21 protein-coding genes are annotated in these 20,967 nt (G+C 71.5%); 10 read left to right on the top strand and 11 right to left on the bottom strand.

Features of this window, described 5'->3' with window-relative positions:
- Nucleotides 1-43 precede the first annotated feature (43 nt).
- Nucleotides 44-1,150: a ferritin-like domain-containing protein gene (locus ACX6XY_RS25415; protein ID WP_460335244.1), complete on the top strand. Its 1,107-nt coding sequence runs from the start codon at nt 44-46 to the stop codon at nt 1,148-1,150.
- 323 nt (nt 1,151-1,473) lie between these two features.
- On the opposite strand, the gene ACX6XY_RS25410 is transcribed toward ACX6XY_RS25415, so the two are convergent.
- The 6 genes from ACX6XY_RS25410 to ACX6XY_RS25385 all read right to left on the bottom strand — a co-directional run bounded on the left by ACX6XY_RS25410 (nt 1,474) and on the right by ACX6XY_RS25385 (nt 7,818).
- Nucleotides 1,474-2,937 carry a penicillin-binding transpeptidase domain-containing protein gene (locus ACX6XY_RS25410; RefSeq protein WP_460335241.1) on the bottom strand — a complete coding sequence of 488 codons (1,464 nt, stop codon included), beginning with the start codon at nt 2,935-2,937 and terminating at the stop codon, nt 1,474-1,476.
- Nucleotides 2,934-4,352 carry an FtsW/RodA/SpoVE family cell cycle protein gene (locus tag ACX6XY_RS25405; protein ID WP_460335238.1) on the bottom strand — a complete coding sequence of 473 codons (1,419 nt, stop codon included), beginning with the start codon at nt 4,350-4,352 and terminating at the stop codon, nt 2,934-2,936. The genes ACX6XY_RS25410 and ACX6XY_RS25405 overlap by 4 nt, the downstream gene beginning before the upstream one ends.
- Before the next feature lie 82 nt (nt 4,353-4,434).
- Nucleotides 4,435-5,796 carry an ATP-binding protein gene (locus tag ACX6XY_RS25400; protein WP_460335235.1) on the bottom strand — a complete coding sequence of 454 codons (1,362 nt, stop codon included), beginning with the start codon at nt 5,794-5,796 and terminating at the stop codon, nt 4,435-4,437.
- An 8-nt stretch (nt 5,797-5,804) separates the two neighbouring features.
- Nucleotides 5,805-6,599, bottom strand: a complete 795-nt coding sequence (locus tag ACX6XY_RS25395; protein WP_460335232.1) for a hypothetical protein — start codon at nt 6,597-6,599, stop codon at nt 5,805-5,807.
- Between the two features lie 24 nt (nt 6,600-6,623).
- Nucleotides 6,624-7,256, bottom strand: coding sequence for a class F sortase (locus ACX6XY_RS25390; RefSeq protein ID WP_460335229.1), 633 nt, complete (start codon nt 7,254-7,256; stop codon nt 6,624-6,626).
- Between the two features lie 121 nt (nt 7,257-7,377).
- Nucleotides 7,378-7,818 (bottom strand): nuclear transport factor 2 family protein, encoded by a 441-nt coding sequence (locus ACX6XY_RS25385; RefSeq protein WP_460335226.1) that lies wholly within the window; start codon nt 7,816-7,818, stop codon nt 7,378-7,380.
- A gap of 216 nt (nt 7,819-8,034) precedes the next feature.
- Here ACX6XY_RS25385 and ACX6XY_RS25380 point away from each other — a divergent pair, with 216 nt between their 5' ends.
- Together ACX6XY_RS25380 and ACX6XY_RS25375 are read left to right on the top strand one after the other, a co-directional pair.
- Complete coding sequence (locus tag ACX6XY_RS25380; protein ID WP_460335223.1) at nt 8,035-8,442, top strand: YciI family protein; 408 nt, start codon at nt 8,035-8,037, stop codon at nt 8,440-8,442.
- 8 nt (nt 8,443-8,450) lie between these two features.
- Nucleotides 8,451-9,611, top strand: a complete 1,161-nt coding sequence (locus ACX6XY_RS25375; protein WP_460335300.1) for an RNA polymerase sigma factor — start codon at nt 8,451-8,453, stop codon at nt 9,609-9,611.
- 379 nt (nt 9,612-9,990) lie between these two features.
- On the opposite strand, the gene ligD is transcribed toward ACX6XY_RS25375, so the two are convergent.
- On the bottom strand, nt 9,991-10,920 hold the full coding sequence (ligD, locus tag ACX6XY_RS25370; RefSeq protein WP_460335221.1) for a non-homologous end-joining DNA ligase: 930 nt from the start codon (nt 10,918-10,920) through the stop codon (nt 9,991-9,993).
- A gap of 60 nt (nt 10,921-10,980) precedes the next feature.
- On the opposite strand from ligD, the gene ku reads away from it, so the two are divergent.
- The 4 genes from ku to ACX6XY_RS25350 all read left to right on the top strand — a co-directional run bounded on the left by ku (nt 10,981) and on the right by ACX6XY_RS25350 (nt 14,280).
- Nucleotides 10,981-12,168, top strand: a complete 1,188-nt coding sequence (ku, locus tag ACX6XY_RS25365; RefSeq protein ID WP_460335218.1) for a non-homologous end joining protein Ku — start codon at nt 10,981-10,983, stop codon at nt 12,166-12,168.
- A gap of 137 nt (nt 12,169-12,305) precedes the next feature.
- Nucleotides 12,306-12,527 carry a hypothetical protein gene (locus tag ACX6XY_RS25360; RefSeq protein WP_460335215.1) on the top strand — a complete coding sequence of 74 codons (222 nt, stop codon included), beginning with the start codon at nt 12,306-12,308 and terminating at the stop codon, nt 12,525-12,527.
- A 113-nt stretch (nt 12,528-12,640) separates the two neighbouring features.
- A complete protein-coding gene (locus tag ACX6XY_RS25355) occupies nt 12,641-13,747 on the top strand; it encodes an NAD(P)H-dependent amine dehydrogenase family protein (RefSeq protein ID WP_460335212.1) in 1,107 nt (368 codons plus the stop codon).
- A gap of 26 nt (nt 13,748-13,773) precedes the next feature.
- Complete coding sequence (locus tag ACX6XY_RS25350) at nt 13,774-14,280, top strand: carboxymuconolactone decarboxylase family protein (RefSeq protein ID WP_460335210.1); 507 nt, start codon at nt 13,774-13,776, stop codon at nt 14,278-14,280.
- Nucleotides 14,281-14,288: 8 nt separating this feature from the next.
- Here ACX6XY_RS25350 and ACX6XY_RS25345 read toward each other — a convergent pair whose 3' ends face one another.
- The 3 genes from ACX6XY_RS25345 to ACX6XY_RS25335 form a co-directional block, all read right to left on the bottom strand.
- Complete coding sequence (locus ACX6XY_RS25345; protein WP_460335208.1) at nt 14,289-15,974, bottom strand: GMC oxidoreductase; 1,686 nt, start codon at nt 15,972-15,974, stop codon at nt 14,289-14,291.
- 181 nt (nt 15,975-16,155) lie between these two features.
- Complete coding sequence (locus ACX6XY_RS25340; protein ID WP_460335205.1) at nt 16,156-16,431, bottom strand: DUF397 domain-containing protein; 276 nt, start codon at nt 16,429-16,431, stop codon at nt 16,156-16,158.
- Nucleotides 16,428-17,285 carry a helix-turn-helix domain-containing protein gene (locus ACX6XY_RS25335; protein ID WP_460335203.1) on the bottom strand — a complete coding sequence of 286 codons (858 nt, stop codon included), beginning with the start codon at nt 17,283-17,285 and terminating at the stop codon, nt 16,428-16,430. The genes ACX6XY_RS25340 and ACX6XY_RS25335 overlap by 4 nt, the downstream gene beginning before the upstream one ends.
- A gap of 126 nt (nt 17,286-17,411) precedes the next feature.
- On the opposite strand from ACX6XY_RS25335, the gene ACX6XY_RS25330 reads away from it, so the two are divergent.
- From ACX6XY_RS25330 to ACX6XY_RS25320, 3 genes are all read left to right on the top strand, one after another.
- Nucleotides 17,412-17,921, top strand: a complete 510-nt coding sequence (locus ACX6XY_RS25330; RefSeq protein WP_460335200.1) for an ATP-binding protein — start codon at nt 17,412-17,414, stop codon at nt 17,919-17,921.
- On the top strand, nt 17,914-18,129 hold the full coding sequence (locus ACX6XY_RS25325; RefSeq protein ID WP_460335197.1) for a hypothetical protein: 216 nt from the start codon (nt 17,914-17,916) through the stop codon (nt 18,127-18,129). The genes ACX6XY_RS25330 and ACX6XY_RS25325 overlap by 8 nt, the downstream gene beginning before the upstream one ends.
- Nucleotides 18,130-18,449: 320 nt before the next feature.
- Nucleotides 18,450-19,139: an SMI1/KNR4 family protein gene (locus tag ACX6XY_RS25320; RefSeq protein ID WP_460335194.1), complete on the top strand. Its 690-nt coding sequence runs from the start codon at nt 18,450-18,452 to the stop codon at nt 19,137-19,139.
- A 37-nt stretch (nt 19,140-19,176) separates the two neighbouring features.
- On the opposite strand, the gene ACX6XY_RS25315 is transcribed toward ACX6XY_RS25320, so the two are convergent.
- Nucleotides 19,177-20,967 (bottom strand): PhnE/PtxC family ABC transporter permease (locus ACX6XY_RS25315; protein ID WP_460335191.1); only part of this gene is annotated, 1,791 nt, incomplete at its 5' end.

The raw sequence follows: 20,967 nt of genomic DNA, 5'->3' as shown, positions 1-20,967 counted from the left end.
CTCATAAGGACGTAGCGGCAGCATCCGAGCGAAGGAGCCGTCAGTGTCGACGTACGATCGCTACACCCGAGCCCCCGCAGAACCGACCTGGCAGATCCCCGCCACCGGCTCGGCCCGTTTCAGCTGGGAGTACGACGACGGCCGGGACCGTCTCCTCGCCCTCTACCAGAAGGGCAAGGACAAGCAGTGGGACGGCGCCAAGCGCATCGACTGGGACCTGGAGGTCGACCCGCGCGACCCGCTCGGCACCCCCGACGAGGCGCTCACGCTCTACGACACCCGCCACTGGGCGAAGATGAGCGAACGCGACAAGGGCGACCTGCGCCAGCACTACGCCGCCTGGCAGTTCAGCCAGTTCCTGCACGGTGAGCAGGGCGCGATGGTGTGCGCGGCGCGCATCGTCGAGTCCGTACCCGACCTGGACGCGAAGTTCTACTCCGCGACCCAGACCATGGACGAGGCCCGGCACGCCGAGATATTCGGCCGCTTCCTGCACGACAAGGTCGGCATGGCCTACCCGATCAACGACAACCTCCAGTCGCTGCTCGGCGACACCCTGCGCGACTCCCGCTGGGACATGCCCTACCTCGGCATGCAGGTCCTGATCGAGGGCCTCGCGCTGGCCGCGTTCGGCATGATCCGGGACACCACCGACAAGCCGCTGCCGCGCCAGATCCTGGCGTACGTCATGCAGGACGAGGCGCGCCATGTCGCCTTCGGCCGGATGGCGCTGCGCGACTACTACGCGCAGCTCAGCGAGGCGGAGCTGCGCGAGCGCGAGGAGTTCGTCATCGAGGGCTGCTATCTGATGCGGGACCGGCTGCGCGGCGTCGAGGTCCTGGAGAACTTCGGCATCGGCAAGGCGGAGGCGCAGGAGTACAGCGAGCGCTCGGAGTATGTGGCGCTGTTCCGGAAACTCCTGTTCAGCCGGATCGTGCCGTGTGTGAAGGACATCGGGCTGTGGGGCAAGCGGCTTCAGCAGGCGTATGTCGACATGGGCGTCTTCGAGTTGGGCAATGCCAATCTGGACCAGCTGATGACGGAGGACGAGGAGATCGCGGAGAAGCTGGACGCGGAGAGGTTCGCGGTGGAGGAGGCGGAGCGGGTCGCGGAGGTCGCGACCACGATCGACGCGGGCCGCGCGAACTAGGCGCACTGGACCGCGCACCCCCACCGGCCCGCGGCCGCGGAGCCGACGTCCCCCACCCGAGCCGGAGTGCGCACCCCCACCCGCCCGCAGGCGCACGAGGGATCCCACCCGCCCGCAGGCGCGTACGCACGTGAGGGGGTGGGGTGGGGGGTGCGAGCGGAGCGGGGACTGTGACCTGGGCAGCACGCGGTTCGCAGCTTCCGGGCAACCAGTCGCCGTGAGCACGTACCCCCCACCCCACCCCCGCCCCACAACGAAACAGAACGCACGCACCCCGCACGCGGGGGCCGGGGCCCCACAGCGAAACAACAGCGCACCGCGGCTCACCCCGCCGCGGCCAGCGCCGCCTTCATCACCGCGTGAGCGACCGGCGCCGCGCTGCCGCCGCCGCTGATGTCGGAGCGGTTCGCCGCCGCCTCCTCGACCACCACCGCCACCGCCACCGCGGGCCGCCCCGCGTCCCGCGCCCGCGCCCACGACACGAACCACGCGTACGGCAACCCAGAGTTGCCGATGCCGTGCTGCGCCGTGCCCGTCTTGCCCCCGACGACCGCGCCAGGGATCGCCGCGTTCCGCCCCGTACCCTCCTCCACCGCGTCCACCATCATCTCCCGCAGCAACACCGCCGCCCGCTGCCCGAACGGCCGCCCCAGGGACCGCGTGTGCGTGGTCGACACCACGACACCGCGCCGACTCGTCACCCGGTCCACCAGCCGCGGCGCCTTCAGCTCACCCCCGTTGGCCACCGCCGCCGCCACCATCGCCATCTGCAACGGCGTCGCCGTCGTGTCGTACTGCCCGATCGCGGAGAGCGCCAACTGCGCGCGATCCATCGAGGTGTCGAAGTTGCTGGGGGCGACGGGCGAAGGAATCCGCAGCCCGCGGTCGTTGAACCCGAACCCCTCCGCCACGCGCACCATCTCGCGCAGTCCCACCCGGTCCCCGACCCGCGCCAGCACGGTGTTGCAGGACCACATCACGGCGTACCGCAGCGACGCGTCGGCGCAGCCGTCCACCGCGTTGGTGAGCTCGGTCGACGTACCCGGCAGGGTGTACGGATCGGGCGCGCCGGTGGGCGCGTCGATGTCCTCCACCACGCCCGACTCCAACGCGGCCGCGGCCGTCACGATCTTGAACGCGGAGCCGGGCGGGTAGGTCTGCCGGATCGCCCGGTTCAGCATCGGCTTGGTGGCGTCCGCGTTCAGCCGCCGCCAGCTCCTGGCCACCGCGCCGCCGGTCCCGGAGAGCACCGTGGGGTCGTATGACGGCGTGGAGACCAGCGCCAGCACCCGCCCCGTGGTGGGGTCGAGCGCCGCCACCGCGCCCGGCTTGCCGCCGAGCGCGGCGTACGCGGCCCGCTGCACGGACGGCTCGATGGTGGCGTGCACCCGGCCGCCGTCCGGGCGCGAGCGGGTGAGGTCGTGCCACAGCGGGATCGGCGCGAGCAGCGGGTCGGCGCCGGAGAGCGCCGCGTCCTCGGCGTCCTCCAGGAAGGTCGTGCCGTACGTCTGTGAGGCGTACCCCGTGACAGGCGCGTACAGCGGTCCGTTCTTGTACGTACGCGCGAAACGGAACCGCTCACCGGTGTCCAGCGAGCCGGTGACGGGCTTGCCGCCGACGAGGATGTCCCCGCGGGGCTGCGCGTAGCGGGCGATGGCCGCGCGCTGGTTGGCGGGGTTGTCGTCGTACTCCGCGGCCTGGAAGACCTGGACGCGGGTGGCGTTCACCAGCAGCGCGAGGATGAGCAGCAGGCTGAAGACGGCGGCCAGCCGGATATGCCGAATCAAACGACGCTCTCCCGTTCCGAACCCCGTTCCGAACCCCGTTCTGAACCCCGTTCCGAACCCCGTTCCGCAACCCGCTCCCGACGCGCCGAGTCACTGACCCTGATCAGCAGGGCGACGATGATCCAGTTGGTGACGACGGACGAGCCGCCCTGCGCGAGGAACGGCATGGCCATGCCCGTGAGCGGGATCAGCCCGGTGACCCCGCCCGCGATCACGAACACCTGGAGCGCGAGGATCGAGGCAAGCCCCGTGGCCAGCAGCCGCCCGAACGGGTCGCGCAGGGCGAGCCCGGCCCGGAAGCCGCGGCTCACCAGCAGGGCGTACAGCAGGAAGAGCGCGGACAGGCCGCTCAGGCCGAGTTCCTCGCCCGCCGTCGCCAGGATGAAGTCGGACTTCGCGGCGAAGCCGATCAGGTGGGACTCGCCGAGGCCGAGCCCGGTGCCGAGCAGCCCGCCCGCCGCGAACGCGAAGAGGGACTGCGCGAGTTGGGTGGGTCCTTCGCCCGCGTCGATGGAGGCGAAGGGGTGCAGCCAGTCCTCGACGCGGCTGTGTACGTGCGGTTCGAGCGAGCCCACGGCGAACGCGCCGACCGCGGCGAGGAGCAGGCCGACGGCGATCCAGCCGGTGCGCCCGGTGGCCACGTACAGCAGGACGACGAACAGCCCGAAGAAGAGAAGCGAGGTCCCCAGGTCGCGTTCGAGCACCAGCACGCCGACGCTGAGCAGCCAGATCGCGACGATCGGGCCGAGCACCCGTCCGGTGGGGAGCTGGAGACGCCACAGGCGGCGGCCGGTGTGGGCGAGGGCGGTGCGGTTGGCCGCGAGGTAGGCGGCGAAGAACACGGCGAGGAGGATCTTGGCGAACTCGGCGGGCTGGAGGGACAGTCCGGCGACCCTGATCCAGATGCGGGCGCCGTTCACGGCGGGGAAGAGGATCGGCAGGGCGAGCAGCGCCAGGGCGGCGGCCGCGGCCCGGTAGGCGTAGCGCTGGAGCACGCGGTGGTCGCGCAGCACCACGACCACGGCGATGAACAGCGTGACCCCGGCGGCGGACCAGACGAGCTGGGCGGGTGCGGCGGTGTCGCCGGGGGTCTCCAGGTCCAGGCGGTAGATCAGCACCAGACCGAGGCCGTTGAGCAGGACGGCGATCGGCAGCAGCAGGGGGTCGGCGCAGGGGGCGCTGGCGCGTACGGCGAGGTGCGCCAGCAGGGCGAGGGTGGCGAGCCCGGTGCCGTACGCGGCGGCGTCCGGGGGTACGGCGTGGTTCCGGCCCAGGCCGACGACCGCGTACCCGAGTACGGACAGCCCGACGGCGAGTGCGAGCAGCCCGAGTTCGGTGCCGCGCCGCCGGGGCACCCGCGCGGCCGGGAGCAGCACCTCAACCCGCTCCGTGACCATAACCCGCGTTCCGGACATACCGGGCAATTTAACAAGTGAACGGCACACCAGCGCGCACGCGCGAGGGCGCGCCCGCACCGCCCGGCGAGATGACGGCGGGTCAGCGCGGCTCCGGGCCTCCCCGGATTTCCGGGGGCGCCGGAGTCACCGGCCCCGACGCTCCCGGCGCTCCCGACGCTCCCGACGCCCCTGACGGGGCATCCGCACTCGGCGGAGCGCAGGCGCACTCCGCCGAGTCCGGGAGCGCGAGGCGGGCGACGGCACCGCCGTCCGGGGCGTTGGCGAAGGTCAGCCGGGCGCCCAGGACGGCGGCCTGGCCCACCGCGATGGTGAGCCCGAGGCCGTGCCCGCCGCGCGCCCCGCTCTCGGTGCGGAAGCGCTGCGGGCCGTGCGTGACCAGGTAGTCCGGGTAGCCGTCGCCGTGATCGCGCACGGTGATGACGGGCCCGTCGACGGTCAGGGTGACGGGTGCGCGGCCGTGGCGGTGCGCGTTGCCGACGAGGTTGCCCAGGACGCGTTCGAGCCGCCGCCGGTCCGTCTCGACGCACAGATCACGGGCGATCACCACCTCGGTGTCGGTGCCCGACGACCGGACCACGCGTTCGGCGAGCGGCCCCAACAGCTGCGCGTCCAGCTCCAGCCGCTCGGACCTGGAGTCGAGCCGGGAGATCTCCAGCAGGTCCTCGGTCAGCGAGCGCATGGTCTGTACGCGGTCCCTGACCAGCTCGGCGGGCCGCCCCGGCGGCAGCAGCTCGGCCGCCGCGTGCAGCCCGGTCAGCGGGGTGCGCAACTCGTGCGCGACATCCGCCGTGAAGCGCTGCTCGCTCTCCAGCTTGCCCTGGAGCGTCGCGGCCATCGTGTCCAGGGCCCCGGCCACCGCGGACACCTCGTCGGGGTGCCGCGTGGGGTCGTCCGTACGCGGGTCGTGGACCCGTGCGTCGAGGTCGCCCGCGCTGATCCTGCGGGCCACGGCCGCGGTCTGGTGCAGTCTGCGGGTCACGCGGGTGACGGCGAAGGCGCCGATCAGGAGCGTGGCCCCGATGGAGAGGACGGACGAGCCGATGATGGCGCGGTCCAGGCCCTCGATGGTCCTGGCGCTCTGCGTGTAGTCGATCTCGGCGGCGACCGCCCGCCCGCCGTCGGCGGGGCCCGCCGCCCACATGGTGGGGCGGCCGTCGTGGTCGGCGACCATGGTGCCGCGCTCCCCGGACGCCGCCAGGTCGCGCAGGGCGTCCGGGAGGCCCGGCGGGTCGATGCCGGAGCCCGGCGGGAGCTGGTCCCCGGCTTCGTACAGGCGACTGACGTCCTGGAGTTTGGTGAGGGCTTTCTCGCGGGCGTTGCCCACGGTCTGGCTGGTCACCGCGACATGGACGAGGGAGCCGAGCAGCGCCGCGAGTACGCAGCACATGATCGTGATGAACAGCGCGGCCTTCCAGGTGAGGGTCGCGGTCCAGGCGGGCATCCGGGGCTTCACGAGCGCGCCGCCGAAGGAGCGGGAGACGTACCGACTCCGCCGTCGGCGCGCGCGGAGATGATCTCCAGGCGCTTGGGGAGCATCGCCTTCTGCTGCGCGTCCCAGGACCACACATCCCGGTACTCGTAGTCGGCGATATGCGCTGGGGAGTGCACGACCAGATCCCGCCCCGCCACCTCCACGCTGATCACGGGCTGCGCGGTGGACATGATCCGCATCAGCCGCCCCTGGTCGTCGACGCGGTAGCAGCGGATGCCCAGGCTGCCGTCCGAGAACGTGATGCCGACGATCAGCTCGTCCCGGCCGTCGCCGGTCATGTCGCGGTAGTACGCCTTCAGAACGGGACAGTCAGCCGTATCCCCACCTCGGCCCTCATCCCCGTCCCCCTCATCCCCATCCCCATCCCCATCCCCATCCCCCTCATCCTCCTCGCCGCACCGCGCGACCGCGCGCGCCGTGTCATCGGGGAGCGCGTCCGCCCCGGTGTACGTGTCGGGGTGGGCCGCGGCCTCCGCCTGGACGATCCGGACCGGGTCGACGGAGCGCAGCTCCCCCCGCGGCACGCTGATGCCGGGCACCGCCTCGGTCATGTCGTCGGCGACGTCGTCCTGGCTCTCGGTCGGCGGTGGCGGCAGGTCGGGCCAGAGCCGGGCCGGGCCGACCGCGCTCCGGGTCGGTCCCGCGCTCTCGGCCCCGCCCGGACTGCCGCAGCCCACGGCGAGCAGGGCCGCGGCGGGCAGCGCGAGTACGGCCAGGGCCACACGGCGTCGGGCCACACGGCGTCGGGTCACGGCACTCCCGCCTGCCGCGCCCGCTCAGTTCACGAGGTCGGCGTAGAGGATGATGTTGTCGGTGCGGTGGCCTCCCGCGAGGCCGCCGCCGCAGGTGAGGAGGCGCAGCTCGGGGCCGTTCGTCTCCCCGTACACCTTATTCGTGGGGAAGTCCTTTTTCGCCACCTGCTCGATCTCGCGGACCGCGAACCGTGCCGTGCTGCCGTCCGCGCGGTCGACCTCGACGGCGTCGCCGACCCTGATGTCCTTGACGTTTCTCATCAGCGCCGGGCCGTTCGCCGTGTCGTAGTGCGCGACCAGTACGGACGCGCCCTTCTCGCCCGGCGTGGGGCCGTCCTTCCACCAGCCGGGTTCACCGGCCTTGTCCACCGGCGGCACCCCGAGCGCGCCCGAGCCGTCCGTGGTCAGGTCGAGCATCGTCTTCGCGTCGACCCCGGCCGACGGGATGCGCAGCCCGGTCGGCTTCGAGGGCTTCAGCGGCCGGGCGGGCGCCTGCTTGCCCTGGGCGGTGGCGGCCCTGGCCGTGGAACTGACGGTGACGTCGGGGCCAGGGCTCGCGGAGCCCTGGCCGCAGGCCATGAGCCCGCCGCCGAGCGCGACGGCCAGCGCGGACGCCGTGGCGATACGGGTGGTGAGGGACGGGGTGTACGTGCTCACGGGGGCTCCAGAGGGTGCGGAGGGGAGCGTGCTTCCTGCGGCACCGACGACCGTATGCACCCGTGATTACGGCCTTTCACCTGCTATGTAACGACAGCCCGTAGATGCCCGAGAGATACCGTTACGAGAGGTGCTGGAGGTTGTCACCCCAGCCGCCCTGGATCATCGTCTGGAACGCCCAGACGCCGTCCCGCTTCAGCAGGACGTCGGCGTAGCGCAGCTGGTGGCTGCCCTCTGGCGTGGTCATGGTCGAGTCCGTGAAGACCACGGCCATCGCGGCGGAGAGGAAGACCGGGGTGCGGGTCGACTCGAAGGTGATGTCCGTATCGCCCTCGCCCATCACCTGGGTCATCGTCTCCACGAACCGCTGGCGGTCCCACTGTGCCGACGCGGCGTTGCCCGCGGAGTCGTCGCTCACCAGGTTGAGCGGGAAGACCGCCATGTCGGCCATCCGCTCGACCTCGCGCTTGGCGCTCCGCGCGTCGTACTCCGCGAACCAGGCTTCCAGGCTGGCGCGGTCCTCGGCGGTCGGGGTGTATCCGGTCTCAGGAAGAAAGGTCACACGCGCTCCTGGCGACTACTAGTCAAGTTTGTCTATGTAAGGAAGGTATACCAGCCCCGCCAGCTAATCAAACTTGATTACCTCCAGCTGGGTATGACGTACATCACATCTAGGCGCCCGAAATTCTCAGCCGCCGATGTCGAGAACCCGTGGCTGGCTCCGTCCCCGGAGTGCACGCGGCCAGAATGGGCCGCACCCGCACCTGAGGAGAGAACGATGGCCAAGTACCTGCTGCTCAAGCACTACCGCGGCGCTCCGGCCTCGGTCAACGACGTGCCCATGGACCAGTGGACGCCCGACGAGGTCTCGGCGCACATGCGGTACATGAACGACTTCGCGGCCCGGCTCGAGAAGACCGGCGAGTTCGTCGACGGTCAGGCGCTCGCCCCCGAGGGGACGTTCGTCCGGTACGACGGCGAGGGACGCCCGCCGGTCACCGACGGCCCGTTCGCCGAGACCAAGGACCTCATCGCGGGCTGGATGGTGATCGACGTCGACAGCTACGAGCGCGCCGTCGAGCTGGCCGGGGAGCTCTCGGCCGCACCCGGCGCGGGCGGGAAGCCGATCCACGAGTGGCTTGAGCTGCGCCCGTTCCTGACCGCGCCGCCCACCATCACGGAGTGACTTCCGAGGTGAACGAGGCACTGCTGAGAAGCCTCACGCCGAGCGTGCTCGGGATCCTCGTCCGCCGCGGAGCCGACTTCGCGGCGGCCGAGGACGCCGTACAGGACGCGCTCGTCGAGGCGCTCCGCGTCTGGCCGACCAGCCCGGTCCGTGACCCCAAGGGCTGGCTGGTCACCGTGGCCTGGCGCAGGTTCCTGGACGCGACGCGGGCGGACGCCGCCCGCCGTCGGCGTGAGGACCTCGTCGACGAGGAGCCCGCGCCCGGACCCGCGTCCGAGGTGGACGACACGCTTCAGCTGTACTTCCTGTGCGCCCACCCGTCGCTGACGCCGTCGTCGGCGGTCGCGCTCACGCTGCGCGCCGTCGGCGGGCTGACCACCCGCCAGATCGCCCAGGCCTATCTGGTGCCCGAGGCGACCATGGCGCAGCGCATCAGCCGGGCCAAGCGCACCGTCTCGGGCGTACGGTTCGACCAGCCCGGCGATGTCGCCACCGTGCTGCGCGTCCTCTACCTGGTCTTCAACGAGGGCTACTCCGGCGACGTCGACCTCGCCGCCGAGGCCATCCGGCTCACCCGGCAGCTCGCGGCCGCGATCGACCACCCTGAGGCGGCGGGGCTGCTCGCCCTCATGCTGCTCCACCACGCCCGGCGCGCCGCCCGGACCACGCCCGACGGCGGGCTGGTGCCGCTGGCCGAACAGGACCGCGGCCGCTGGGACACGCGCCTGATCGCCGAGGGCGTCGAGATCCTGCAAAAGGCCCTCGCCCGCGACCGGCTGGGCGAGTTCCAGGCCCAGGCCGCCATCGCGGCACTCCACGCCGACGCGCCCGCCGCGGAGGAGACCGACTGGGTGCAGATCGTCGAGTGGTACGACGAGCTCGCGCGCCTGACCGACAGCCCGGTCGTACGGCTCAACCGCGCGGTGGCCGTCGGCGAGGCCGACGGCCCGCGCGCGGGCCTGGCGGCGCTCGCGGAGCTGGACGCCGCGCTGCCCCGCCACGCCGCGGTGGCGGCGTACCTCCACGAGCGCGACGGCGACCTGGCCACGGCGGCACGGCTGTACGCCGAGGCGGCCCGGAAGGCCCCCAACCTCGCCGAACGCGCCCACCTGACCCGCCAGGCCGCCAGACTCAACACCGCCGCGCCCCTTGACGGCCCACGCCCTTGACGGCCCACGCCCTTGACGGCCCACGCCCCTGACGGGCCGCCGCCGAAGACGGGATACTGCCGAGGAGAGGCCGTCGTCTCTGGGCGGACGCAGCCCAAGGCGGGGTACCGCCGCGGGCGGTTGTGCCCTTGGCGGGCGGCTGTGCCCTTGGCGGGCCCTAGCCCGAGACGGGCGCGGGCCTCACGCCCCGCCTGGGCTCTGTCCGGCGGATCAGGCCGCCGCGTCCCAGGCATGATCCGCCGGACAGGCCCTGGTGCGCACTGCCGCTCGGCCGCGCTGCCCAGCCGCGCGCCCTGGCCGCGTCGCCAGCCAGCGCGTCGGGTGGCCGCGGCCGGGAGGCGGGGTGCGGGGAGGCGGGGTGCGGGGAGGCGCCCGCGCCTCACCGGCGCCCCCGCGGCAGCGGTCTGGCCCGGTTCAGGTTGATCAGCGGGCCGAGTAGGTCGCCGTCCCGCGCCAACCGGGGCGCGATATCCGCGGCCAGGAACGACAGCTGCGCGGGCTCGGCGCAGGAGGCGACCTCGTCCCAGCTCACGGGGGCCGACACGGTCGGCTCCCGGCAGGCGCGCAGGGTGTACGGCGCGGCCGTGGTCTTGGCGGCCGCGTTCTGGCTGTAGTCCACGAAGACCTTGCCGGGGCGCAGGCTGCGCGTCATCCGGTGCAGCGCGAGGCCCGGCAGCGCGCTCTCCGCCTCCACCGCGAGCTCCTTCGCGTACGCCATGACCTCGTCGGACGGCGTCGGCTCCAGCGGCACCAGGACATGCAGCCCCTTCGAGCCCGAGGTCTTCGGGTACCCGGCGAGCCCGTCCGCGGCCAGCCGCTCCCGCAGCCAGCACGCGACCTCGCAGCACTCCACGACGGTGGCGGGCGCGCCGGGGTCCAGGTCGAAGACCATCCGGTCGGCCCGCCCCGGCGCGTCCGCCTGCCACTGCGGGGTGTGGAACTCGGTGACCAGGTTCGCCGCCCACATCAGCGTGGCCAGATCCTGGACCAGGACCTGGGCGGCCGAGTCCGGGCCGCCCGGACGGTCGCCCCAGCGGCCGTCCGACGAACGCCGCGGCACTTCGGCCGTACGCACCCATGCGGGTGTACCGGGCGGCACGTTCTTGGCGAAGAACCGCTGCCCGTCAGGACCGTCCGGGAACCGCAGGAACGACACCGGCCGGTTGTACAGATGCGCCAGCAGCGGCCCGGCCGTGGTCGCGTAGTAGTGCAGCGCCTCGCCCTTGGTGAAGCCGGTCGCCGGATACAGCACCTTGTCCAGGTTCGAGAGCGCCAGCCGCCGCCCCTCCACCTCTGTGATCGGCGTCATACGATGAGAATCCCACGCAATCGCGACAATTGCGAAGAAGTCCTACCAAAGGGGTATGACGTGCGATCCATATGGAACGGTGCCATCTCCTTCGGCCTGGTCAGCATCCCGATCAAGCTGGTGAACGCCACCGAGAGCCACGCGATCTCGTTCCGGCAGATCCACACCGCCGACGGCGGCCGCATCCGCTACCGCAAAGTGTGCGAGCTGGAGGAGAAGGAGGTCACGTCGGCCGAGATCGGCAAGGGGTACGAGGAGGCGGACGGCTCGATCGTGCCGATCACCGACGAGGACCTGGCCGCGCTGCCGATCCCGACGGCCAAGACGATCGAGATCGTCGCCTTCATCCCGGCGGACCGCATCGACCCGCTCCAGATGGGGGCGGCGTACTACCTGGCGGTGAACGGCGTGGCCGCCGCCAAGCCGTACACCCTGCTGCGCGAGGCGCTCAAGCGCAGCCAGAAGGTGGCGCTGGCGAAGTTCGCGCTGCGCGGGCGGGAGCGGCTCGGCATGCTGCGGGTCGTCGATGACGTGATCGCCATGCACGGGCTGCTCTGGCCGGACGAGATCCGCTCGCCCGAGGGGGCGGCCCCCGAGACCCATGTGACGGTACGGGAGGCCGAGCTGGACCTCGCGGACGCGCTGATGGACACGCTGGGCGAGGTCGAGCTGGACTCGCTGCACGACGACTACCAGGCGGCGGTCGAGGAGCTGATCGCGGCCAAGACCTCGGGTGCCCCGACCGCGGCGCCCGCGCCCGCGGAAGGCGGCGGCAAGGTCATCGACCTGATGGCCGCGCTGGAGAGCAGCGTTCGCGCGGCACAGGAGGCGCGCGGCGAATCGGGCGAGGGCACCGGGGGCGCAGCCGTCGCCGAGGTGACCTCGCTGCCCGCGCGCCGCGAGGCGGCCGCCACGCGTAGGTCGGCCCGCGCGGAGCCGAAGGCGGTGGGCGGGAAGAAGTCCACGGCGCGTACGGCGAAGAAGGCGACGCCCACGAGGAAGACGGCCGCGACGAAGACGGCCGCGACGAAGACGACGCCAGCGAAGACCGCCGCGAAGACCGCCGCGAAGAGCGCGACAGCCGCCAAACGCACGACGCCAGCCCGAGGCGCGTCCGGCGCAAACGCGTCCGACGCCCGCGCGTCCGTCAAGGGCGCGACCAAGAAGTCCACCACCGGAGCCAAGTCGGACGCGGCCGCGAAGAGTACGGCAAAGAAGCCCGCGCCCAGAAAGCGCGCCTCCGCCTGAGCTGCGCGCAACCCCGACAGAACCCCGCACACACGGGCAAGGCGACCACCGTCTCGGAGATCGAGACCGCTTCGTCACCGCATCGTCGCCTGACCGGCCCTGACCGAAGAGCGCTCGGGTGGCCCATACTCACACAGATGACGAAGTCATCCGCGCCCCGACGCCACCTGCCCACGAGCCCCTTCAAAGCCCCGGCCGCAGCGCCGGTGAAGCAGTTCGCCCCCGGAGACCGCGTCTCCCATGACCAGTACGGTCTCGGCAGGGTCATCGGCGTCGAGGAGGGCGTCGCCGCCCTCGTCGACTTCGGTTCCCGCCAGGCCCGGATCACCAGCCCGTACACGGCCATGGACAAACTCTGACCAAGACCCGCGACAGGGGAGCCCGAGCCCGAAGCTGAACCCCGAAGCCCGAACCCCGAACCCCGTTCCGCACGGCCCTAGGAATCGCAGGCCCCCGCCGCTAACCTCCGCGCATGATTCCCACGGTCGTCTGGGGCACCGGAAACGTGGGCCGCGCGGCCATCCGCGCCGTCCAGGCGCACCCCGCGCTGGCACTCGCATCCGTCATCGTCCACGACCCGGACAAGGCCGGCCGCGAGGCCGCCGAACTCGGCGGCCTCGATCAGCCGACCGGCGTCGTCGCCACCGACGACATCGACGCGGTATTGGCCGCCGCACCGCGCGCCGTCGTCTACGCGGCCTCCGGCGACCTCCGCCCCGACGAGGCGCTCGCCGACGTGCTCCGGGCGATCCGGGCCGGGGCCATCGTCGTCACGCCCGCCCTCTACGCGCTCTACGACCAGCGCGGCGCCCCGCCGGACCTGCGCGAGCCCGTGCTCGCCGCCATCGCGGACGGCGGCGGCTCGCTGTTCGTCTCCGGCGTCGACCCCGGCTGGGCCAACGACGTACTGCCGCTGCTGGTCAGCGGGCTCGGCAGCACGGTGGACGCGATCCGCTGCCAGGAGATCTTCGACTACTCCACCTACGACCAGGAAGAGTCCGTCCGGTACTTGGTCGGCATGGGCCAGCCCATGGACTACGAGCCGCCGATGCTCGCACCGGGCGTCCCGACCCTGGTCTGGGGCGGCCAGCTACGGCTGATGGCCCGAGCCCTCGGCGTGGAACTCGACGAGATCCGCGAGACGCTGGACCGCTGTCCCCTCGACGCGACCGTGCGCACCCGCACGATGGGCGAGTTCCCGGCCGCCACGCAGGGCGCGGTCCGCTTCGAGGTGCAGGGCTTCGTCGCGGGCGAACCCCGCATCGTGATCGAGCACGTCACCCGCGTCCACGCGTCCTGCGCGCCCCACTGGCCGACGCCGCCCGACGGCGGGGCCGGAGCGCACCGGGTGATCGTCGAGGGCCGCCCCCGTATCGAGGTCACCGTCGAGGCCGCCGACGAGGGCGAGAACCGCTCAGCGGGCGGCAACGCCACGGCGGTCGGCCGCCTGGTCGGCGCGATCGACTGGCTCGCGGCGGCGGAACCCGGCCTGTACGACGCGCTCGACGTCCCCCTGCGCCCGGCGACCGGCAGACTCGGCCCGCGCGGCTTGCCCGGCTCGCCCAGCCCGCGCGCGTAACCGTACGCCGTACGAGGAGGAGCCCCATGATCATCGACATCCCCGAAGGCAAGGACCCGATCGGCTACACCTGGGGCGAGTTGGTCCCCGGCATCGGCCCGGCCGCGTCCGGCTTCTCGCTCGCGGTGTACGAGCACACCACGCTCGGCCTGCGCGAGTTCGAGGCGGCGAGGCTCCGCATCGCCCAGATCAACGGCTGCCTCTTCTGCCTGGACTGGCGCACCGAACGCGACGACGGCCAGAAGGTCGAGGAGGGTTTCGCCGACGCGGTGACCCAGTGGCGTACCACCGACGCCTTCGACGACCGTACGCGCCTGGCCGCCGAGTACGCCGAACGGTACGCCCTGGACCACCACGGCCTGGTCGGCGACGACGGGTTCTGGTCCCGGATGACGGCCTGCTACAGCCAGCGCGAGATCGTGGAACTGAGCATGAGCATCGGATCCTGGCTGGCGTTCGGCCGCCTCAACCGCGTACTGGGCCTGGACGCGGCCTGCGTCCTGCCCTCACACAGAGGCCAGCAGGGCCGCTAGCAGGGCCGTTAGAAGTCAGCGTCGATGACCGCCTCGACGTTCCGCTCGGCGAGCGCGGTGATGGTGACGAACGGATTGACGCTCACATTGCCGGGAATCAGCGACCCGTCGACGACGTACAGCCCCGGATAGCCGTGCAGCCGCCCGTAGTTGTCGGTGGCCCGGTCCAGCACGGCACCCCCCAGCGGGTGGTACGTCAGGTGATCCCCCCAGATCTTGTACGCGCCGAAGAGGTCGGTCCGATAGATCGTCCCCTCCTTGGAGTTGATCCGGTCGAAGATCGTCTTGGCGGCGTCGATGGACGCCTGTTTCCAGGCGGTCCGCCAGTTCAACTCCACCGCGCCGGTCGCGGCGTTGTACGAGAACTCCGCGCGGTGCGGGGTGTCGGTGATCGACAGATAGAACGAGGCGTAGGTCTCGATCCCGGTCGGCAGCGGCGCGACCTCCGCGAACGCCCCACCGGAGGCCCAGTTGTCGATCCCGGCGGTGGGCATGGCGGACTGGAGCCTGCCGGTCGGGTCCCACATGTGGTTCGCGCGCCCGCACATGACGTTCCCGTTGTCGCCCCAGCCCTTGCCGATCTCGTCGTTGAGACCGGGCAGTACGCCGGTGGCCTTGAGTCTGGTCAGCAGCTTGCTGGTGCCGACGCTTCCGGCGGCGAAGAACACCCGGTCCGCGGTGACGTACTTGGTGGCGACGGTCCGGCCGCCGGTGTCGATCTGGTCCACGACGACGGCGTACCCCGCCCCGCCGCTCCCGCCGCCGCTCCCGCTCCCGCCCCCGCCCGCCGGGGCGACCGACGTGACCTTGTGCAGCGGCGAGACGGTCACCCGGCCGGTCGCCAGCGCCTCGGCGAGATAGGTCTGCCGCAGCGACTTCTTCCCGTGGTTGTTGCCGTACAGCACCTCGCCCGCCAGCGCGGACTTCGGGGCCTGACCGGCCGCCTCCCGCTCCATGTACGCCCAGTCGTACACGTTCGGCACGAAGACGAACGGGAACCCGGAGCGCTCGGCGTGCTTACGCCCGACCCGCGCGTACCGGTAGCAGTCGACCGTCTCCCACCACTCGGGGTCGACGTGCCCGACCCCGAGCCCGGCGTTGGCGCGCGGATAGTAGACGTCGTACATCTCGTCCGCGTCCACCGACGGCAGTACGGCCCCGAAGTTCTCGCGCCGGGGCGTGACCGCCATCCCCCCGTTGACCAGTGACCCGCCGCCGACGCCGCGCCCCTGGTAGACGAGGATCCCGCCGAAGTCCTCGGCGTCCAGGATCCCGGTGTAGCAGGGCACGTCCTTGTCGAGCGGGTACCCCAGGAACTGGCTGATCGGCTGCCGGGTCCTGGTCCGCAGCCAGAACGACCGGTAGTCCGGGGCGGTGGTGTTGGCGAAGATCTTCCCGTCCGGCCCCGGAGTGTCCCAGGCCATCCCCATCTCGGCCATGTGCACCTCGACCCCGGCCTGAGCGAGCCGCAGCGCGGCGACCGACCCCCCGTACCCGGTACCGATGACCAGGGCCTGGACGTGCGCGCCGGGTTCGATCGACGCGGCGGCGTACGCGGCCTTCGCGTGCGCGGCGCCGGCGGCCCCGACGTGCCCCGCGAGGGCCCCGGCCCCCAGAATAGAACCCGTTCCAGCGATGAACCCCCGGCGCGACACACCCCGATGACCCTTGTCCTGCACAACAGCAGCACACATGTGATGTTCCTCACTCTCGACGGAATGAGAACACGTATTACTGCTGCCGTGCTAAGAAGTCCCGGCATACCAACAGGTAACTTTCAGTCAGCGTGGCTTGGGGGCGACCCGAGCATGGCTGAGGGCCCGGCACGCACGTGCCGGACCCTCGACTGCTGCTGCTGCTGCTGTCGCTCGCGCCTCAGCGCACGGACAGCGAGGCCATGAACCCGGCCCAGGCGTCGGCGGTAACGCCCAGGACGGGGCCGTCGGTCTGCTTGGAGTCACGCACGAGTACAGCGGCGGGCATCGCGGCGACCTCTACGCACTCGCCGCCTTCCCCGCTGCTGTAGCTGCTCTTGAACCAGGCTGGCTCGGGCACGGCGACCTCAACACAGTCGCCCCCCTCGGCACCGCTGTAGCTGCTCTTGAACCAGGTGAGTTCCGAGCCCACGGGCAGGCCTTCTGCGGTGTTCATAGCTCTCCCAGCAACTTCTCGACGAATCCCAGGGACTCTCGTGGAGTGAGAGCCTGGCTCCGGATGATCCCATAGCGCGCGGCTGCGAGGTGCGTCTCATCCCTGTTTGTGAGGAGGTGACTTCGGCCCTGGACCTCCGCGTATACGAACTGGTCGCCGCCCTTGCGCGTGATCAGCTTGAACGGACCGTCAATACCCGCGTTGTCCTCGCGGTCCATAGGCATGGCCTGGATCTCCACGTTGCGCTTCTGCCCAAGGAGTAGGATCTGCTCAAGCTGTCCGCGCATGACGGTCCTGCCGCCAAACGGCTTGCGTAGAACGGACTCGTCCATGACGAAGCTGAGTAGCGGTGCAGGCCATCGGCTGAAGATCTCCTGACGCGCCAGCCGGGCAGTCACGCGTGACTCGATGGTCTCTGCGTCGAGGAGCGGCCGCCGCATGGTGAGCACAGCCCGCATGTAGTCCTCGGTCTGCAACAGGCCGTTGACCACGTGAGAGTCGTACGCGCACAGCTCAACCGCCTGCGCCTCCAGCCGCGCCACACCCCGAAAGAACGCTGGATACTGAGCCCTGGCGATCTCGTCCTTCATCGCCTTCAGGACGCCCCCTGTGTCCAACACCTCATCCGCCCGGTCGATGAACTGTGGTTGCGGAATCCTCCGCCCCTGCTCGATCGACGCGATCGACTGTGCGGCGTACCCCATCCGCTTTCCGAACTCCGCCCGGTCCAGGCCCGCCCGTTCGCGCAGGAGCTTCAACTGCCGTCCGAACGCGCACACCACGCCCGAGCCCGGCTCGTCCTCCGGCCGCTGCCCCACCACCTCGGCGCGCTCGTCGCCCTGATCCTGAGTCACCGTCAACGCCTCCCGCCCGCAACCACCCGCCGCGCCACGTACAGCCGCGCACCGGTCGCGTACAACGTCCCCGCGACCGCGCGTCACCGCTGGTCACGCTACGCCACCACGCCTCACCGTGGAGGCATGACCGGCAACCCCGTGCGCAACACGCAAACCACCCAACCCTCCACCCTCGTCCACCACTTCGCCATGCGCTTCACCTCTACCCCGCGCGGCGCGCGCCTCGCCCGACGCCTGTGCGGGAAGCGGCTCGCCGCCTGGGGCATCCCGTACGGCACCGAGGCGCACGACACGCTGACGCTGATCGCTGCCGAGCTGTGCGCCAACGCCGTCCGGCACGGCCGCGTCCCCGGCCGTGACTTCGGCTTCCGGCTCACCGCCGTACCCGGCGCGGGCGAACCCGCCGGGGTCGTCGTACGCGTTGCGGTCACGGACACCCGAGGCGACCGCCTTCCCGTACTCGCCCCTGTCGACCTCACCGGACCGCCCCGGCCCGGCGGCCGCGGTCTCCGCCTCGTCGGGGCGCTCGCGGACCGCTGGGACTGCGAACCCCGCGTCGGGGCTCCCGGCAAGACCGTCTGGGCCGAGTGCCTCGTCACGACCTCCGCCGCGCAGACCTCGCGGCATGGCTGACGCCGCGATCAAGGTCACCGAAGAGGCCCGCGACCGGCTGCGCGTACTGGCTGAACTCCCGACCGACGCCGAGCGAGCGGAGCGCACCGCCCGAGGGCTGACCTACGTCCGTACGAATCTCTGCCCGGACCTCACCGACGACGATGTGCGGCGCGCACAGGAATGGCGGGCTGACATCGCAGCCGGTCGAGTCGGGGACCGCAGGTGATCACCCTTGACCACACGGTGGTGCTCGCCCTGTGCAGGGGCCGCCGGTTCCTGTCCGGCCTCGCGGTGACCGGTGGACCCTCTCGTGCAACGTGAACAGCTTCGACAACTGGTGGTCGGCTCAAGGGGATCTCTTCCGTGATGCGAGTATCTACAAGCTGCGGTTCGTCTCGTTCCGGCTCGTGACAGCCGAGGGCGAAGGGCTTTCCCGAAGTGTTGGAGAACTGATTGAATAAGGACAGATCCTGATGGTGCCTCACCTCGTCCTGGGGTAAGACACCATGCCGCTTGCCTGCATCACCGCACTGGAAAGGGATCTTCATGGCAGTACCTGTCGCGCATTCCTGGGAGCGTATCGACAACTGGCTACGCCAGTTCGCTCCTTACGCCTACGGAGATCTCCTTCCCCCTGCCACGTGTGAAGAGATCGCTGCGACAGAGGAACGCCTTGGACTGCGGTTCCCGCCCGAGCTGGTGGAATCCCTGATGTGCCACAACGGCGGCGATGAAACATTCTGCCTCGCCGGTGTGTTCCGCCTGATGAGTGTAGCCAGCATCGCCGATGATCGACTGTACCAACTCGAACTGGCTGAGGAGGTCCAGGAAGATAACCGTGCTCACGGCAACTCGCAGCCGATCGAAGGGCAGTATGCCGTGTGGCATCCGATGTGGGTGCCGTTTGCCTCTAGTGGCGGGTGGTTCCTGTTCATCGACAGTCGAGCGGAACCGTACCAGAGCCCGGTGGGATACCGTGATGAACTCGGGGAAGCCGCTGTCACCCGCAAACAGAGGCAGGAATTCGGAGAAAATTTCTGCACTCCAGAGCAGATGTGGTCCTCGCTTCCTGACCTCCTGGAATGTCTAGCAGATGTGTTGGAGTCCGGGGGCGTCCTCGCGGGGAAACGGCCGATCGTGGTCGATGGAGGTCTCGAATGGGAAGACCCTGACGACCCCGAAGAAGAATCCAGCTGGGATGGGAATTGGAGGAAACTGGCGGCGCCCCCGGAATGACTCGTTGCGCTTGGCGGGGGCCTCTGAGGGGCGGGGCTCAGGACCGCAGGGCGCGGCGGACGCGGCGGCCGGTGAGTTCGACGGTGAGGCTGACCAGGAGTGAGGCCAGTAGGACGCTGGTGACCACGGGGAAGTCGAAGGCGCTCAGGCGCTCGCTGAGCAGGCGGCCCAGGCCCGCCGCGCCTACTACGCCGACGATGGCGGTGTCGCGTACGCAGATCTCGAAGCGGTAGAGCGTGTACGTGAGCAGGTGGTTCGCGGACGGGGGTGTCAGCGACGCCACGGCCGCGACCGCGCGGGGTACGCCCGCGTTCCGCAGGGTGTCCCGAGGTGCCAGGTCCATGGTCTCCCAGGCCTCGGCGACCAGGCGGCCGAGGATGCCGCCGGTGTAGAGGCCGAGGGCCAGGGCGCCGGGCAGGACGCCGGGGAAGAGGGCGAGCAGCGCGACGACGGCCCACACGGTCGGGGGAACCGAGCGCAGGGTCAGCAGCAGGAGCCGGGACAGCCAGCACAGCGCCCGTCGGCCCCAGGCCGCCGGGCCTCGGCGGTCGGCGCGCGGGCGGCTGGCCCAGGGGCCCGCCAGCAGGGTGATCACGACCGCCACGGCCATGGCGAGCACGGCCATGGCCAGCGTGTCGAGAGTGGCGTCCGCCAGTACCCGCAGCCCGCCGTCGGGGAGTGCGGGCGGCCACAGGTCGCGCAGCAGCTGGCCGGTGAGCTCGCGGGTGCGGGGCGAGACGAGCCCGGCCGGGGAGAGGCCGACCCACCACCAGGCGGCCGCGAGTGTCGGCAGCACCAGGAGCAGCGACCAGCGGGTCACGCGGGACAGGCCCTGCGGTGATCGGGCTTTTTGCGGTAGGCCCTGCGGTGACCGGGCTTTTCGCGGCAGGCTCTGTGGTGATCGGGGCTTTCGTGACGGGCCCTGTGGTGATCGGGCCGCGCGTGAGTCGCTCTGCTCGCGTGGGCGTTCGTGGCCGACTGACCAGTCGGCGCAGGTCACTACGGCGACGTCGGAGCGGACCCGGTTGCTCCACAGCTCCACGACCGCCGCCAGCGCCAGCAGGGTCGCCACCAGCGTCCAGACCTCGCCCCAGTTGCGCGACTGGAGACTCACCGTCAGCTCGAAGCCCAGGCCGCCGACCCCGGCGACCCCGAGCACGACCGTGGACCGCAGGGCGCACTCGAAGCGGTAGAAGGAGTAGGAGAGGAGGAGGGGGGCCGTGGCGGGCAGCAGCGCGTAGGCCAGGGCGGGCAGCGGCCTGGCCCCTGCGGTGCGCAGCGCGCGCAGCGGCGCGTCGGGCACGCTGTCGAAGGTCTCGCCGAAGACCTGGGCGGTCTGCGCGCCGAACGGCAGGGCGAGCGCCAGCACCGCGACGAGCGGATCGAGGCCGAGGACGCTGACGAACAGCAGCGCCCACACCAGTTCGTGCACCGAGCGGACGGCCACCAACGCGCCCCGCAGCACCAGCCGCCCCACCCGTACCGGCCAGGGCGGCGCGTGGCCCCACGCCACGTCGCTGAGGACCAGGCCGCCGACCAGGCCGATGACCAGCGCACCGGCCGCGCCCAGGAGGGCGAGGGCGAGCGTCGTCACCGTCGCGTCGAGCACCACCCGCAGGAAGGCGGGTTCGAGTGACGGGTGCAGCACTGTGGCCGCGAGGTCGTCGAGCAGGGTCAGGCCGCCCCGGTTGACCAGCTCGCCGCCCGCGGGGAGGGCGCGTCGTACGGCCCAGACCAGCAGCGCGGCCACCGCCGCCAGCGCGCCGAGCTTGCGCAGCAGCACGGTACGCCCGCTGACGGGCCGACGCGCCGGGGCGGACGCGGGCGG

Source organism: Streptomyces sp. O3, from assembly GCF_054788135.1.
The sequence above is the reverse complement of the archived record's forward strand: the minus strand, read 5'-3'. Positions and strand labels throughout refer to the sequence as shown.